Here is a 16,089-nt window from a genome sequence, read left to right on the forward strand (position 1 = left end):
TCTACAGAGATTTAGTACGTATATGATTATTTCGTTATCCGATTAATGACCTGTTCGCGTCTAGGACCCACGGAAATCGTAGTAATACGCGTGCCAATAGAGGTTTCAATAAAATCAATGTAAAGCTTAGCTTGTTCTGGCAGATCTTCGAAGTCGGTGATCTGAGAGATATCGCAGTTCCAGCCAGATAAATGCGTGAATATCGGTTTTGCAGAGTTCAGTTTATTCGTAGCCGGGAACTTGTCGGTGATCTCTCCATTTTCAAGCTCATAAGCCACACAAACTGGAATCTCATCCAAATAACCAAGCACGTCAAGATTAGTCAACACGACTTCAGTGGCACCCTGCATTTGGCAGCCGTAACGAGTAGCTACAGCATCAAACCAGCCCATACGTCTAGGACGGCCAGTCGTAGCCCCGAATTCCCCGGCATCGCCACCTCTTGAACGAAGTTCATCCGCAACGGGCCCTTCTAATTCCGTAACAAAAGGTCCAGCGCCGACACAACTGGAATAGGCCTTGGTTACAGCGATGACATTCGTGATAGCTGCTGCAGGAAGACCGGCACCGACAGGTGCAAACCCGGCAAGTGTTGAAGAGGAGGTGGAGTAGGGATAAATACCGTGATCAGGATCACGCAGAGCCCCAAGCTGACCTTCAAGTAAGATAGTCTCTCCCTTGGCATAAGCCTCTTGCAGCAAGTCTGTTGTATTGGCTACATAAGGCACTAGCTGTGCAGCTTCTTCTTGCAGCTGAATCATTAATTCCGAGATTTGGATCGGCGCTTTCTTATATAAATGCTCAAGTAAGATATTTTTGGAAGCGAGTAATTGTTCAAGAAGTTTCTCAAGTCGGGCGGTATCAAATAAATCCGCTACCTGTATGCCTAGCTTTGCATATTTATCTGCGTAAAATGGTGCGATTCCTCGTTTAGTTGAACCGAATCCTTGAGATCCCAGACGTTCCTCTTCTAGTTCATCAAACAAACGGTGGATTGGAAGCACGATTTGCGCCCGTTCGGATACGAATAATCTAGGCTTTGGCACACCTCTATCCGTTAAAGCTTTCAATTCTTTTATTAATACTTCTGTATCAAGTGCTGTTCCGGGTCCAATAATGTTTGTAACGGAAGGATAAAATACCCCAGATGGCAGCATATGCAATGAAAATTTTCCATATTGGTTTATGATGGTATGCCCAGCATTACTACCACCTTGAAAACGAACGACAAAGGAAGATTGTGCAGCTAGCACATCCGTCATTTTTCCTTTTCCTTCGTCGCCCCAGTTTGCTCCTACAATTGCAATTACGGTCACGCGTTTTCGCCTCCCAAGCTTGTTTTTGGCTACAGGACTAAGTATAATGCTAGTTAAATCATTAGAAAAATTGATATAAGTTATATCTATTATAAGGTGGAGTAATGACGTGGGGATGGACATTAATTTGGAGTGGTATCGCTCTTTTTATTGGGTAGCGAATACTGGGAGTTTAACTGCTGCGGCAGAACGACTCAATATTACACAACCGGCAGTAAGTCACACGATTAAACAATTGGAAGAAAAAATGGGCGGCCCGTTATTTTTTCGCACTTCTCGCGGGGTCGATCTAACAACAGAAGGAAAAGTACTGCTTAGCTTTATTGAGCAAGCCTTTCATCATGTAGACATGGGCGAAAGAGCGATCGCAGATATGAACAATCTGAACAGCGGCGAGATTCATATCGGAGCAAGTGACACCTTATGCAAATATTATCTGTTACCTTTTTTGGAGCAATTTCATGAACAATTTCCCAATATCCGCATTCATATTACGAATCGTACGACACCAGAAACACTTACGCTTTTAAAAGAAGGGAAAATTGATTTTGGTATCGTCAGCTTGCCGACATCTGATAAACAGATTGATTTTCGCAAAAGTACTCAGCTTCAAGATTGCCTGGTAGGGGGCAAAGGTTTTCGTCATTTGGCGGACAAGACCATGCCGCTTGCAGACATTCAGCAGTATCCGTTGTTATGCTTAGAAGCGGGTGGCAGCACCAGAAAGTATATGGATCAGTTTTTAGCTTCTAATCATCTGACAATTACACCTGAATTTGAACTGGGAAGTGTGGATTTGCTTGTTCAGTTTGCGAAACGTGGTTTTGGCCTTGCTTTTGTTATTCGTGATTACGTAACCGAAGAATTGAAAAAAGGTGAGCTTGTCGAGATTCCTCTGGACCCACCTTTGCCAGAACGTAACATAGGAATTGCTACCCTGCGTGGAGTTCCTCTTACAGCTGCTTCAAAGTCTTTTCTAACATTATTAGAGTAGAATCAGGAAAGAGCTATTAGAGCATACATAGTGAAGAGGAGGAAAGGTAATGAATCCTTTACTGGCTCGGCTGCGCAAGGGATACGGGAAAAAGCTTCGGGCGCTTCATACCTGGAATGGCTGGCTGGTTGTGTTGCTCACACTCACAGGACTTGTGCTTGTAGGTGGCTTCTGGCGTGGCTTCTTAGGGGAAGGCAGAGTATGGATCAAAGGGCTTCATATCGTGGTCGGTGTCGCTTCGATTATTCCGGTTATTTATTATTTGCTGCTGGCAGGTAAACATTGGAAACAACTGAAGGAACGGCCTTGGCAACGTTTTAATGTAATCGTTGTACTTTCATTGCTGCTCGGCTGGTTCGTTTCAGGAGTGCTACTCTGGCAATTCCGCGTGGTGGGTCCACATGTATCGAACGTTGCTCTGGTCGTCCATGACTTATTGACCTGGATAGGCCTTCCTTATATTATTTATCATTCTTTGACTCGGGTAAAATGGCTTAAAGAACCGAGCCGGCGGATAGTGAAAAGTGGCATTGAGACAGGTAGCCCTTCGAATCATCGGGAAACCCCGCAGCCGGTTTATACACGTAGAGCTTTCATACGCGGATCGATTGGTGTTGGGCTTGCGGTCACTATAGGTCCATCGTTTATAAAATGGCTCGGCAGTTCAATTGGAAATATCGGGGGCAGCGAAACAATTGATAAGCTAATCGAAAGTGATCGTAATCAGTTGTTGCCTGCACCCCAGCCACTGGCGGCATCCTCACCCCCTCTCGGAGGAGGGGCGCAAGGACAATTCCGTGTTTACACAGTCACTCCGATTCCAGAGTTTACGAACAACAATTGGTCTTTTACGATAGATGGGCTTGTGGAGCAGAATTTCAAGTGGAACTGGGAACAGTTCGTAAAGCTGAACCGGACCGTTCAGGTGAGTGATTTTCACTGTGTGACAGGCTGGTCAGTCTATAAGAATACCTGGGAAGGAATCAAGCTAAAAGATCTTTTGAGTCAGGCCGGTGTGAAGCCCACAGCTAAGACTGTGAAATTCTATTCGGGTGATGGTGTATACACGGATACGCTCACATTGGAACAAGCTGACATGGATGATGTGCTGGTCGCGGTAATGCATGATGGAAAGCCGATTCCTAGCGATCTCGGCGGTCCTGTACGGTTAATCGTTCCGAAGATGTTCGCATACAAGTCTGTGAAGTGGCTGAACCGGATTGAGCTGATCGAAGGCGATCATACGGGATATTGGGAGCAACGCGGGTATTCAAATGATGCGTGGGTATAAAATAGGGATCGTTAACCTTAATGGGCTTATTGCCTGTTAAGGTTTTTTTGTTGATTAATTCCTTATTTTTTTAGCATATAGCAAATGAAGAGACGTAATAACAGAAATTGCTCCATACAATAGAAGTGACTGGATGCAGGAGGTGGTTGTGATGAACGGGGTTAGAGCCATAAAGCTGTTGGGACTTATTCTCGGTGTGGTACTACTGAACATTATCGTGTTGTCACCAGGTTTATTAGGGGTGGAAATCGGAGGAACCAGTGTATTTGAAATAGCTTTAGGTGTGACATTGTTGTTTGTTAGTCTACTTGTTGTTCTTTACGGAAGTTATATTTTATTGTTTAAACCTTCATCTATCCCTGCTGTGAAAACACTGAAATCTTATGAGGATTATATAGCCGCGCTTACTCAATACAAAAATGTCAAAGTGCTGAAAAAAGACATTGCGCTTGCTCTAGATCAGATATCCCGGATGGAAAAGAAGAGAAGTACCTTGTTAGATGTTTTAGGTCAGAGATTCGAATCCACTGAACTTAGCTTCAAAAAATTTAATGCAGTCAGTTATGAAGTAGCAAAGCTTTTTTACCTGAACATTCGAGGGATTCTGAATAAACTCAGTGTATTTGATGCCTCAGAGTTCACCCTTTTCTCCAGCCAGCATAGACCCTCGCAGTTCTCAGATAAACTGGTGCAAAAAAAGACAGCTTTGTACAATGAATATTTAGCCTACGTAACAGGGTATCTTGGGGCAAATGAAGAGATTCTGCTGAAGCTGGATAAGCTGCTGCTGGAAATATCGCTACTTGACAGTACAGATTATACAGATGTTGAAGAGATGCCTTGTATGAAGGAAATCGATGAGCTGATCAAGCAGACGAAATTCTATAAGCAATGAAGGGGAGATGTGTATGGCTAATAAAGGAAAAACAGTAGCAGTTTTAGGGACCATTACGGTGGTAGTTTTTGCTCTCGTGTATTTTGGAATCACCTTGACTTCTAATATAGGAAAAACCAAAACCCAGATTTCTTCCGAAGATGCGGGGAAGCAGCTTGAGAAGCTATATAAGAACATAAACGTGACCACTGCTGAGCAAATCAAAGGCCAGATTGACCTGGATCCTGTTGCGATTGGGGATTCACTACCAGATATCTCAAAGTTTCCTGTATCCGTAGACAATACAACAGATAGCTTTGTAGAGATATTTTCTTCTACAGAGAAATCAGGAACGGGTAATGATGGTTGGCTAAATGAAGTTGCTACAGATTTTAACAACTCTAATATTGAGGTGAACGGGAGTCATGTTTCTGTGAAAATCCGTAATATTGCTTCAGGTACAGCGACAGATTACATAAGATCTGGGAAGTATGTGCCAGATGCCTTTACCCCTTCAAATGAGCTGTGGGGTGAAATGGTAAAAGCAAACGGGATGAACACTCAGCTAATCACTAAACGCCTTGTAGGTAATGTAGCTGGTATTGTTACCAGTAAGGCGAAATATGATGAACTAATAGAGAAATACGGTTCTTTAAACGTTAAGACGGTTACAGACGCCATAGCAAATAATGAATTATCAATGGGCTATACCGACCCTTTTGCCAGTTCTACGGGTTTAAACTTTCTGGTAACAGCGCTTGGGACGTTTGGCGGTTCAGACTTACTTGGTGAGCAAGCGGTGCAGGGCTTTGAGAAATTTCAAGCAAATGTACCCTTTATTGCCTCAACCACTTTACAGATGCGAGAGGCTGCAAAAACCGGTAAGCTTGATGCTTTTGTCTTAGAATACCAGATCTTTGTGAATGCAACAGATTTGAAAGGGGGGTATGTATTCACTCCTTTTGGTGTAAGACATGACAGCCCGCTTTATGCTTTGGGTGATCTTCCTCAGGAAAAACTCGATATTATTAAGAAGTTTGCTGAGTTTGTTGAACAGGATAAATACCAGGAGCTGGGTGAGAAAAAAGGCTTCAATGGTCTTAATGATTACCAATCAGAGCTTAGTACAGTGGATGGCAGTCTCATATCCTCAGCTCAGAAGCTGTGGAAAGAGAAGAAAAATGGCAATAAACCTATCGCCGCAGTATTTGTGGCAGATGTCTCAGGAAGTATGAACGGGGAACCCTTGAACCGCTTAAAGCAATCTTTATTAACAGGCCAGAAGTACTTAGGCAAGGATAACAGCATTGGTTTTGTCTCTTACTCTGATAACGTTACAATCAATCTTCCGATTGGAAAATATGACACGAACCAGCAGTCCATGTTTGTTGGTGCGATTGACAGTCTACAAGCAAATGGGGGGACGGCTACTTTTGACGGGATCGCGGTAGCCATCCATATGCTTCAAACGGAATTACAGCTAAATCCGGATTTGAAGCCGTTGATCTTTGTATTAAGTGATGGAGAGACCAATGAAGGGCATTCCTTGAATGATATCAGAGGTCTTATTGAGACCTACAAAATCCCGATTTACACGATTGGCTACAATGCGAATATCAAGGCGCTTGAGAGTATTTCGAGTATAAATGAAGCGGCCAACATCAATGCAGATACAGATGATGTAGTCTATAAAATTGGCAACCTGCTCAATGTTCAAATGTAAGCTATTTTTTATAGGAGGGGTTCTATGTCGTTTACTATGGAAGTCGTAAGTCAGGAAAAGCTGAAATCAGTAATTGAAGAGCAGGTCAAACCTGAGCCTGAGGAAGTATCACAACTGAAAGCACTGGCAGTAAACAATGTCTCCGCCATTCTGGATCTGAATTTAGAGTCACTGGATAAGCGGAAAGCGGTGTTGCAATCCATTGATAGCTTCGGTATGGAAACGATGAGATCCTCTTCGGACAAAAACTCCCTGTTGCAGGTTTCAGTGGGAAATTTATCAAAGACAGGGGATGAAGGCGGCCAAGTAGCGAAAGGTTTGACGGAGCTTAATCTCCAACTGAAGGATTTGGATCCCAGTGCAGTAGATTTTGCTAAGACAGGTTTTTTAGGTAAGTTCTTTAATCCATTACGTAGTTATTTTGCTAAATATCAAAAGGCGGATGCTGTCATTTCAGATATTATAATTTCTTTAGACAAGGGTAAGACCGTTCTGAAGAACGACAATACTACGCTGGAATTCGAGCAACAGTCACTTCGGGAACTTACAAAAAAGCTACAAAAAGAAATTCAGCTCGGCATGCTGATGGATCAGGAAATAGAGACGCAACTGGAAGCGGCTAAGCTGCGTGATGAGGATGAGGAGAAAGTTCGGTTCATTACAGAAGAAGTGCTTTTTCCGTTGCGGCAGCGTGTCATGGATTTGCAACAGATGCTTGTAGTGAATCAACAAGGAATTATGGCCATAGAAGTGGTTATTCGAAATAATAAAGAGCTGATCAGAGGGGTGGACAGAGCTAGAAATGTTACCGTGTCTGCCTTGAAAATATCGGTTACGGTAGCTAGTGCGCTGTATAATCAACGAATTGTTTTGAAAAAGATCGAACTTTTAAATCAAACCACCGATAGCCTGATCAGCGGTACCTCAAAAATGTTGAAAAACCAAGGGGCGGAAATCCATAAACAGTCGTTAGAATCAAGTATTTCAGTGGATACATTAAAGCAAGCTTTTACAGATGTGCTATCCGCTCTCGATTCCATCAGTACTTATAAGCAGGAAGCTCTCCCCAAAATGCGTGAAACCATTAATCAGTTCAGAGAGCTGGCAGATAATGGCGAACAGCAGATTGTGCGGCTGGAAAAGGGAAATAAGTTGGGGCTGTAGCCTAGCAAAATCATAAATCCGGTTAATTATGCGCCTTGAGCAACAAATCCTAGCCTTTAGTCTGGTATGACTCCAGCCCCAAGACTGTTTTGAGCCTTCTTTTTCCCACGTATAATGAGATTAATTGAAAAACGTGAGAGGAAGGACAATAGAAATGAATGATAAGTTATACACTATGCCGATGGGAGCTCTTGATTCCATGCATATTCCAGCAGAATCACAACCCCAATCCAAAACGCGCAAACGTGGAGCAAGTCCAAAGACATATCGGAGTATTTTATACTTCTTAATCTCTTTGCCGCTTACGATTGTATATTTCGTGTTTATGGTGACAGGGCTGACGTTATCCATTGCGTTAACCCCAATATTCATCGGAATTCCTTTGTTTTTTGCAGTAGCTAAGGGATTGGATTACATCGTACAATTTGAGCAAGAGCTGGTCAGATCATTGTTAGATATTCCTAGACCTAGTGAAGAGGCCAGATCGGATATGCAGCTAGAGGGAGCGGGCTTCCTGCAACGAATGAAGTTAGGTTTTCATGGAGCGAAGTTTGCCCGTAACGTCATGCTGATTATGGGTCGATTCGTATCCAGCATTATTTTCTTTTCAATAACAGTAACTGTAGTAGCGGCTGCACTGGGCCTGATTACACTACCTGTGCTGCACCAGATTTTCTTGCAAACCATGGATTTGAACATTTTAGAGAATAGTGTGTTTGCTTTGTTCCAGATCGACTGGACATTATCCCAACAATATATCTCCTATGTAGTAGCTGGATTTGTTGTTGCCTTGTTAGCAAGTTGGGTAATTCGTATGCTTATGGATGTGCAACGTAGAATGCTGTTCGTATCCTACGAGGAAAGACAACAGTACTAATTGGAAAGAAGAGATTGTCTCCAAACAACCCTTACTGAATCTGAATAAAACACCAGACAATGATCCTTCAGTTCGTGGAGAATCACTGTCTGGTGTTTTTGGTCTGCGGGGAGGTTTGCTTTTGCAAATGATGAGCTAGTGGAGGCTGCCTGATTGCTTCATTGATTTTTTTTAGTGTCGGTTACTGGTGATGGATGTTGATGGAATGTGCGAAATAGCTGTACTTTGTGCAGTTATTTCGAGTGCCAAAAGAATAATCCTGACTTTAACTGCACTTTATACAACTAAAAACTAGAGAATCCACTTATAAGGGAGTAATTTCAGAAAATAGCTGCATGAAATACACTTATATCCAGTGATCGAGCGTTCTATTGGATTATAGTTGTATGAAATACAATTAAACTTGAGCGCTTTATAACGCTCCCCCAACTTGTGAAAAAATGTTCATAATCCCATATAAATCCTGTATAATGAGAGTTGTGAAAACGTTTGAACAAAAAATCAGGAGGGGTTCTATGCATTCAAATGGATTATTTAGATGGAGCTTTTTGGGGTTTGCAGTATTAGTTTTGTTAGCGCTTTCGGGATGTTCCAGTAACGAAAATGTAAATGAAAAAGTTGCTACATCACCAACCCCCAATCCAACGATAAGCAATACTTCTAATGCATCGGAGAACCCAACCAATGTGGGGGCGGCAAAAGGTACTGTGCACATAGAAAATATAGGTGAGCGGAGAATATTTGTTTATTTACCTGCAGGGTATGAAGCTGACAGTGAGCGTTATCCTGTTGTGTATATGCACGATGGGCAGAATATTTTCAATACAAATACCAGCTCTTTAGGCAAAGAATGGAGAGTTGAGGAGATCATTGATCAGCTCGTTGCTGATGGAACCATGGAGAAGGTTATCGTGATAGGAGTCGCTTCAAGTGATGGATCAGAACGGGGAATGGAGTATGTTCCATTTCCGGACGAGTCTATTCCTTCGGATGGAGCGAGTGCAGCCGAATTTACCCAATATTTTATCAATACAGTTATTCCCTATGTGGATGGTGCTTACCGGACCATTCCCGATCGGGATCACCGGATGATAATGGGATCGTCATTCGGTGCTATTCAGGCTTTATGGATGGGGTATCAGCACCCGGAGACCTTCTCAGCGATAGGGGCTTTATCCCCTGCCACTTGGGTAAGCAATGGACGTATATTGGATGAGTTGGCGAAAGAGTCCGGGAAGCCTGCATTGAAGATTTGGCTCGACATGGGCGTAACCGAAGGAATGCCAATTGATCCGCTTGTGACTGTACTAAAGTCGAAGGGATTTGTATTAGGGAAGGATCTATTCTTTCAGATGGACCCTTTGGGTACACATGAAGAGAAGTCATGGAATAGACGTGTACATAGTCCATTGATTATGTTTGCCGGGAAAGAGGCTGGACAAACGATCAAGCATGAAGTAAGTGACTATCTGACATTAATCGGACCAGAAGCTATCGATATACGTCTTAATTTACTAGAAACTATGGATAATGAGATGGATTTTACAATCCTTGACGGAGTTGAATATCAAGTGTTGAATCCTGAAGTAGGGCAGGTAGACAAGGCAGGTAAGGTGAGCTTCCTGAAGCCGGAATCCTTGAAAGTAAATGTTTCATTTCAAGGTGTTACTGAAGAACATTTGGTTAACTATGAGCATTATGTAAAGGTATTTAAAGTTTATGTGAAATCTCTTGATGTTGACGAGAACGGTGATGAGTTCTCCATTAATCTGAAGGCCTCTGCTCGAAAAATAAATTCAACTCCTGAGTATATCTCAGCGTTAGTGAGCGCTGCTGAAAAAATCGGTATATATAAAATTAAGGAGACTCAGGAGGATGTAATTCGTATAATCTTTACTACGAAGTAGTCATGGAAATTCATATTCCCTGGCTGATAATCAGGGAATTCCACCCTGATTCTTTCAACTAAAAGAAGCTGAGTCAATAAGTAGCGGTTCCAACTTATTGACTCAGCTGTTTTTTATCGCAAAATATATCCCCCATCCGGAAATAAAGTACTTCCTGTTGTATAGCTATTGGTCATCAAATAAATCGTTGTATGTGCTGCTTCGTCGGCATGACCCACCCTGCCAAGGATATTGATATTCGTATATTCGTCGTAAGCCTTGTCTCTAGTTTCCTGTTCTGCGCCTTCCCAATTAAAGTTGGTATGAATGGTTCCAGGGGAGATGACATTTACCCGAATGGGAGCCAATTCTACTGCTAATGCTTTTCCCAGACTTTCAATCGCGCCGTTACAAGCTGCATAGGAGGCACCGTCTGCAAGTGGACGTTGGCTGAATGCGCCGGACATAAGAACAATGGAGCCTGTAGGGTTGATAAAAGGGATGGCATGCTTTACAGCATTATATTGCGGCCAGAACTTTGCATTAAAGCAACTGTGTGCAATCTCCAAGCTAGAAGTAATCGGTCCTCTAACATAGGAGGCTCCCGGAGTGAACAAATGGTCAAAAACGCCGATTTTTTCAAAGAAATCCTTCAAGTCCTGTTCATTTTGATTATCTAGTGAATGAATTTCAACAGAATCGAATCCCAGAAGCTGTTGAGCTTTCTCTAATTTATCTTGTGATCGCCCAGCGATTATGACAGCTGCACCTTGTTCTACCGCTTGTTTGGCAGTTGCAAGCCCTATTCCGGAGCTTCCTCCAATAATGACGATGCGCTGGTTTTTTAATGAAATAGTGGACATATTTATCTTCTCCGTTCATAGTTAATTGGACTTATTAAGTTCTGTTTTTTATTATTAGCTATAAAATATAACCTGCACAGTACGCACTTTTTTCGTACTAGGTACGATTTTTCGTACTAGCTGGTTCGAACATACAGTTATATAACTATCGAAAGAGGGGATCGCATGGATTTGCTGGAGCCGAGATTAACCGGGGTTCTTACAACACTTGAAAAGATCGGTGGAAAGTGGAAGCCGCTCATTTTATTTATTTTATTGATAGATGGCACAAAACGATTTGGTGAACTTAGACGGATTATCCCAGATGTCTCCCAAGGTACGTTAGCTAAACAATTACGGGAGCTTGAAGAGGATCAGCTTATCGATCGGGTGAGTTATCATGAGCTTCCACTCAGGGTGGAATATAGTATTTCAGAACATGGCAAATCGCTAATTACAGTTTTGGATAGCATGTGTGGCTGGGGTAGGATGCATAAAGAATATTTGAATAATACAAGTAAGTAGAGGGGGTACATTATTATTCATACTATTTTGCAGGAACCAACGGGTCAGACCTACAAGACGCTGGTACAGGTAGCTATGGAAGTATGTGATGAATTTATTCTAGTAAAACGTGATCAGATGGAGTTGGAGCCAGAAGGATATGAACTGCTTGAACAGCTGCAACCTTTTCTCAAAAAGGTCATAAAAGATGACTATTGGCCGGGGACTCGGCTTATGGGGCATTATGCAGATGTTTATTTTTTTGATTGTTCACCTGAAGCGGTCAATATTCTTTTATCCTATTCCACCAGCTTGTACTCGTGGGTACAGACCAGGCTGCCTGATGATCTTTGTTTTCTAAAACAGGGACAACCGTGGCTAATCAATACAGCCCATGAGAGAGAAAGCAATTTGCTCACTGATGTGGATGAGGAACTTAATAGACTAGAGGCGTGCGGATTGTTGTTCCGTGACTTATCTGAGTTTTATAACGCAGATTAAAAAGTGGACTCATATTTATAGTGCAGAAGAACCCGCAGTTGGTGCGGGTTCTTCTGCATGTTCACTAATCATTCAACGCATCTGTTAAATTACAAGATTTCATATAATCAAAGAAAAGTATTGATAATTATTCTCATATGATTTAATATGATAACGATTCTCATTATCATTACTTTAGTTTGAAGAATGATAAATAAAATATAGATGGGGAGATTGATTATGAATCAGAAAAAATATTTATTAGCTGGGGTATCAGCAGTATTAGCTTTGAGTTTGGCAGCTTGCGGTAACAATGAAAAGGATAAGACAGCTTCAGAAAAAAGCACAAATAATGCTGCAGTAGCAGCAGAAGGAACTGCAAATAACAAAGGAAATGCGGCTCAGGAGGCTGTTGCCACTGAACAAACCGTTACATATTTGGGCAAGGATTATGTCGTGCCTGCAGAGATTAATAATATTGTAGCAGCAAGTCTCGAATCTATGGAAGATGCTTCCATACTGGGAGTGAAACCTGTAGGTGTACTTGCAATAGCTGATGCCATTCCAGGTTATCTGTCAACTGACCTAGCGGGTGCATCCTTAGTGGGGGATAAATTTGCTCCAAGTAATGAAGCGATTCTGCAACTGGATCCAGATGTTATCTTAGGGTCTTCCAAGTTTGGGGAAGATGTGGCCGGCGCACTTAATAAAATTCAAACGATGATTCCTTATTCACATATTTCAACAAACTGGAAAGATAACTTGCTCTTATTAGGCCAATTATCCGGTAAGACCACAGATGCAGAAAAAATTATTAGTGATTATGAATCTAAAGCTGCGGGTGCAAAGGCTGAAATTGGAGAAAAGCTGAAAGATCAATCCATTCTAGTCATTCGTATTCGTCAGGGGAGTATGTGTGTGTATCCTGCTGGCGTTTATTTGAATCCGGTTATTTATGAAGATCTGGGTGCTGCCATTCCTGAGGTGATTTCCTCTACAGAAGCACAAGCAGAGCTTTCATTAGAAGCTTTGGCGGATATTAATCCGGACTATATTTTCTTGCAGTTTGAGACTAGTGAGAATACTGATAATGCAACAGCTCTTGATGATTTGCTCAAGAATCCGATCTTCAAAAGCGTAACTGCTGTCAAAAATAATCATGTGTTTGTAAATGCAATTGATCCGTTGGCACAAGGTGGAACGGCTTGGTCTAAAGTAAGATTCCTGGATGCGGCAATTGAAAACCTGTTGAAGTAAAACCGAAGGTGCGATGAATAAGATGAATACAAAAAATTGGAAAGTTATATTGATCCTATCAACTTCTCCATTATTCATCGTATTAGCAATTGTTGTATCCGTCTTATATGGTGTTAAAGATATTGGAATATTGACAATATGGCAGGCGATTACACACTTCGATGCTAATAATGTGGACCACAACATTATTATGACATCTAGATTTCCGCGTGTAATCGCCGCTTTATTAGTTGGAGCGGCTCTGGCTGTTTCAGGGGCGTTAATGCAGGGGGTTACACGTAACTATCTTGCATCACCATCGATTATGGGAGTAAATGACGGATCGGCATTTGTTATTACGTTGGCTATGGTGTTTTATCCGGGATTATCGAATGTTCAGATGATTATTTTATCTATGGTGGGTTCAGCCATCGGAGCAGGTTTGGTTTTCGGATTTGGTTCATTGGTTAAAAACGGTTTATCTCCAGTCAGGTTAGCCATTATTGGAACTGTAATTGGTACTTTTTTAAGTAGTATCGCCTCAGCAGTAGCGATGTTTTTTCAAGTCTCACAAAATGTTAGCGTTTGGTATAGCTCGAAAATACATACCGTTAATCCAGATATGCTAATATTATCAGTTCCTTTTATAATCGTTGGACTGCTCTTGGCGGTTAGTATTTCTAAGTCAGTAATGGTTGCTTCCCTGGGGGATGAAACCGCGATTAGCTTGGGTCAACGAACAAAATGGGTGAAAATTGTCAGTATTATTTCGGTTATATGTCTGACCGGGACAGCAGTAGCTTTAGTCGGCAAGATAGCCTTTGTGGGTCTAATCATTCCTCATATTACACGGTTTATCGTAGGTATAGACTATCGCTTTATCATTCCTTGCTCAGCGGTGATTGGAGCTGTTTTTTTAGCGTTTTGCGATGTCTTAAGCCGTTATATTAACTTTCCGTTTGAGACGCCAATTGGTGTTGTAACAGCCTTTATTGGCATCCCTTTCTTCCTTTATTTAATTCGGGTTAAAGGGGGAGAGCAGCGTGGATAGAAGTAAAGTACAGTTTAGCCGCTATATGCTGACACTATTAGTTTTTATCCTGTTAACCCTTGTGGCCGGATATTTTCATCTTACGAATGGCGTGTTTGATATGTCTGTAATGGATGTGATAAAAACACTGCTGCGAATAGATCCTAATGCTAAATTTGACCTGGTTATTTTTCAGTTTCGGTTACCACGGATCATTATTGCCTCATTAGTAGGAATAGGTCTGGGGATGGCGGGAACTGTCATTCAAGGAATTACCCGTAACGGGCTGGCTGATCCAGGTATCCTTGGGATTAATGCAGGCGCAGGAGCTGCCATCGTTGCATTTATGTTTTTCTTTCAGATGTCGGGAGTTACTTTTTTTAAAGAAAGCTGGTTCTCGATACTAGCCATGCCGCTGTTTGGTTTTGTAGGTGGGCTTGCCGCAGTTGTCATTATCTTTATTTTTTCATGGCGGAATGGTGCACTCGATATGCAACGCTTGATTTTGACAGGGATCGCGATTAGCAGTGGTTTTGGTGCGTTGTCGTTGTATATTTCTCTGAAAATGAATGCAAGTGATTATGAGATGGCTGCGGTTTGGAGTGTCGGAAGTATTTACAGCGCGAACTGGACTTATATCATTATGATCGCACCTTGGGTGCTTATTTTAGGATTTATAATGTATCGAAAAAGCTATTTACTCAATTATTTTCAATTGGAGGATTCCAGTACAAAGAGCTTAGGGATCTCTGTAGAAAAAGAAAAGCTGATCTTTCTGTTATGCAGTGTGGGGATCGTAAGTGTTTGTGTATCTGTATCCGGTTCTATAAGTTTTATAGGCTTGATGGCTCCTCATATCGCCAGAAGATTAGTAGGGATTAATCACCGCTATATTATGTTATCCAGTGCAGTGGTAGGGATGTTTTTGCTGGTGATCTCGGATTATTTTGCCAAAACAATATTTCAGCCGGCAGAGTTACCCGTGGGTATAGTCGTTTCGATTATTGGAATTCCTTATTTCTTATATTTATTAGCAAAGTCAAGAGTGTAGGGGAGAGTGTACAGAAAAAATGACAACACAAGTAGAGCTCGAACACACAGAATCATGGAAACTTGAATCTCAGTATATGGGTTACACGTACGATATAAAGGTTTCTCTTCCGAGAGAAGCAGCACCAGAAAAGGGCTTTCCCGTGTATTACATGCTCGATGGTAATTCATATTTTCAATTGGGTCGGGATGTTGTGAAATTGCAGTCAAGAAATGCCCCGAAAACTTTTATTGCACCAGCAATTGTGATTGGCATTGGACATTATGGTACAGATGAAGAGGTCTCCAAAAGAAGATTTTATGATTTCACACCTCCAGCGAAGCAGTATGTATATCCGGATCGATTGAAAAATGCTGACATAGGACCACATGGTGGAGCTGAGAAGTTTTTGGCTTTTTTAGAATTAGAGTTAATGCCAGCAATCAACAAGAAATATAATGTGGATCAGCATAAACAAGCCTTGTTTGGTCACTCTCTCAGCGGTTTATTTGTCCTCTGGACGTTATTCACTCGTGCGAAGCTATTCCAGTATTATTTGGCCTCTAGTCCATCCATTTGGTGGAATGATCATGAAATCCTGACGTATGCGGAGCAGTTCTATAGCAAGGGTCAAGAGCTGACGGCCGATAAACAAAAATTATTGATTACCGTAGGAAGTGAAGAATCCTTTATGGTCGATGACGCAGCAGATTTATTTTCAAAATTGAACGAGTATGCTTTGCCTAATTTAGAGGTTGAGCACTATGTCGCACCCAATGAAAATCACGCTTCTGTAGTACCAACGATTATGAGTAGAGCGTTTCGAGTGCTGAACTGTTAAG

15 protein-coding genes are annotated in these 16,089 nt (G+C 41.8%); 13 read left to right on the forward strand and 2 right to left on the reverse strand.

The window, feature by feature from the left end; all coding sequences use genetic code 11:
- Nucleotides 1–26: 26 nt before the first annotated feature.
- On the reverse strand, nt 27–1,316 hold the full coding sequence (locus NST58_RS14235; RefSeq protein WP_339248459.1) for an adenylosuccinate synthase: 1,290 nt from the start codon (nt 1,314–1,316) through the stop codon (nt 27–29).
- Between the two features lie 115 nt (nt 1,317–1,431).
- Between NST58_RS14235 and NST58_RS14240 the strand changes: the two genes are divergently transcribed.
- The 7 genes from NST58_RS14240 to NST58_RS14270 all read left to right on the forward strand — a co-directional run bounded on the left by NST58_RS14240 (nt 1,432) and on the right by NST58_RS14270 (nt 10,146).
- Complete coding sequence (locus NST58_RS14240) at nt 1,432–2,310, forward strand: LysR family transcriptional regulator (RefSeq protein ID WP_036686616.1); 879 nt, start codon at nt 1,432–1,434, stop codon at nt 2,308–2,310.
- Nucleotides 2,311–2,359: 49 nt separating this feature from the next.
- Nucleotides 2,360–3,601: a molybdopterin-dependent oxidoreductase gene (locus NST58_RS14245; protein ID WP_339248462.1), complete on the forward strand. Its 1,242-nt coding sequence runs from the start codon at nt 2,360–2,362 to the stop codon at nt 3,599–3,601.
- A 151-nt stretch (nt 3,602–3,752) separates the two neighbouring features.
- A complete protein-coding gene (locus NST58_RS14250; RefSeq protein WP_076217794.1) occupies nt 3,753–4,496 on the forward strand; it encodes a hypothetical protein in 744 nt (247 codons plus the stop codon).
- Nucleotides 4,497–4,509: 13 nt separating this feature from the next.
- Nucleotides 4,510–6,198, forward strand: coding sequence for a VWA domain-containing protein (locus NST58_RS14255; protein WP_076217793.1), 1,689 nt, complete (start codon nt 4,510–4,512; stop codon nt 6,196–6,198).
- A gap of 24 nt (nt 6,199–6,222) precedes the next feature.
- The gene (locus tag NST58_RS14260; protein ID WP_248548134.1) at nt 6,223–7,362 is read left to right on the forward strand and encodes a toxic anion resistance protein; all 1,140 of its coding nucleotides are present in this window, start codon (nt 6,223–6,225) and stop codon (nt 7,360–7,362) included.
- Nucleotides 7,363–7,516: 154 nt separating this feature from the next.
- Nucleotides 7,517–8,239 (forward strand): sensor domain-containing protein, encoded by a 723-nt coding sequence (locus tag NST58_RS14265; protein WP_076217792.1) that lies wholly within the window; start codon nt 7,517–7,519, stop codon nt 8,237–8,239.
- Between the two features lie 515 nt (nt 8,240–8,754).
- Nucleotides 8,755–10,146, forward strand: a complete 1,392-nt coding sequence (locus NST58_RS14270) for an alpha/beta hydrolase-fold protein (RefSeq protein ID WP_339248467.1) — start codon at nt 8,755–8,757, stop codon at nt 10,144–10,146.
- A gap of 113 nt (nt 10,147–10,259) precedes the next feature.
- On the opposite strand, the gene NST58_RS14275 is transcribed toward NST58_RS14270, so the two are convergent.
- The gene (locus NST58_RS14275; RefSeq protein WP_076279085.1) at nt 10,260–10,988 is read right to left on the reverse strand and encodes an SDR family oxidoreductase; all 729 of its coding nucleotides are present in this window, start codon (nt 10,986–10,988) and stop codon (nt 10,260–10,262) included.
- 165 nt (nt 10,989–11,153) lie between these two features.
- On the opposite strand from NST58_RS14275, the gene NST58_RS14280 reads away from it, so the two are divergent.
- The 6 genes from NST58_RS14280 to NST58_RS14305 all read left to right on the forward strand — a co-directional run bounded on the left by NST58_RS14280 (nt 11,154) and on the right by NST58_RS14305 (nt 16,088).
- The gene (locus NST58_RS14280; protein WP_076126032.1) at nt 11,154–11,492 is read left to right on the forward strand and encodes a winged helix-turn-helix transcriptional regulator; all 339 of its coding nucleotides are present in this window, start codon (nt 11,154–11,156) and stop codon (nt 11,490–11,492) included.
- A 27-nt stretch (nt 11,493–11,519) separates the two neighbouring features.
- Nucleotides 11,520–11,972 carry a hypothetical protein gene (locus tag NST58_RS14285; RefSeq protein WP_081383245.1) on the forward strand — a complete coding sequence of 151 codons (453 nt, stop codon included), beginning with the start codon at nt 11,520–11,522 and terminating at the stop codon, nt 11,970–11,972.
- A 219-nt stretch (nt 11,973–12,191) separates the two neighbouring features.
- Nucleotides 12,192–13,208: an ABC transporter substrate-binding protein gene (locus NST58_RS14290; protein ID WP_076304204.1), complete on the forward strand. Its 1,017-nt coding sequence runs from the start codon at nt 12,192–12,194 to the stop codon at nt 13,206–13,208.
- 13 nt (nt 13,209–13,221) lie between these two features.
- The gene (locus tag NST58_RS14295; protein WP_076135621.1) at nt 13,222–14,238 is read left to right on the forward strand and encodes an iron ABC transporter permease; all 1,017 of its coding nucleotides are present in this window, start codon (nt 13,222–13,224) and stop codon (nt 14,236–14,238) included.
- A gap of 25 nt (nt 14,239–14,263) precedes the next feature.
- A complete protein-coding gene (locus NST58_RS14300; RefSeq protein ID WP_076144064.1) occupies nt 14,264–15,268 on the forward strand; it encodes an iron ABC transporter permease in 1,005 nt (334 codons plus the stop codon).
- A gap of 19 nt (nt 15,269–15,287) precedes the next feature.
- On the forward strand, nt 15,288–16,088 hold the full coding sequence (locus tag NST58_RS14305) for an alpha/beta hydrolase-fold protein (RefSeq protein WP_076304205.1): 801 nt from the start codon (nt 15,288–15,290) through the stop codon (nt 16,086–16,088).
- Nucleotide 16,089 lies beyond the last annotated feature (1 nt).

Origin of the sequence: Paenibacillus sp. FSL R10-2796 (assembly GCF_037965315.1) — a bacterium.
Lineage (GTDB): Bacteria > Bacillota > Bacilli > Paenibacillales > Paenibacillaceae > Paenibacillus_AQ > Paenibacillus_AQ odorifer.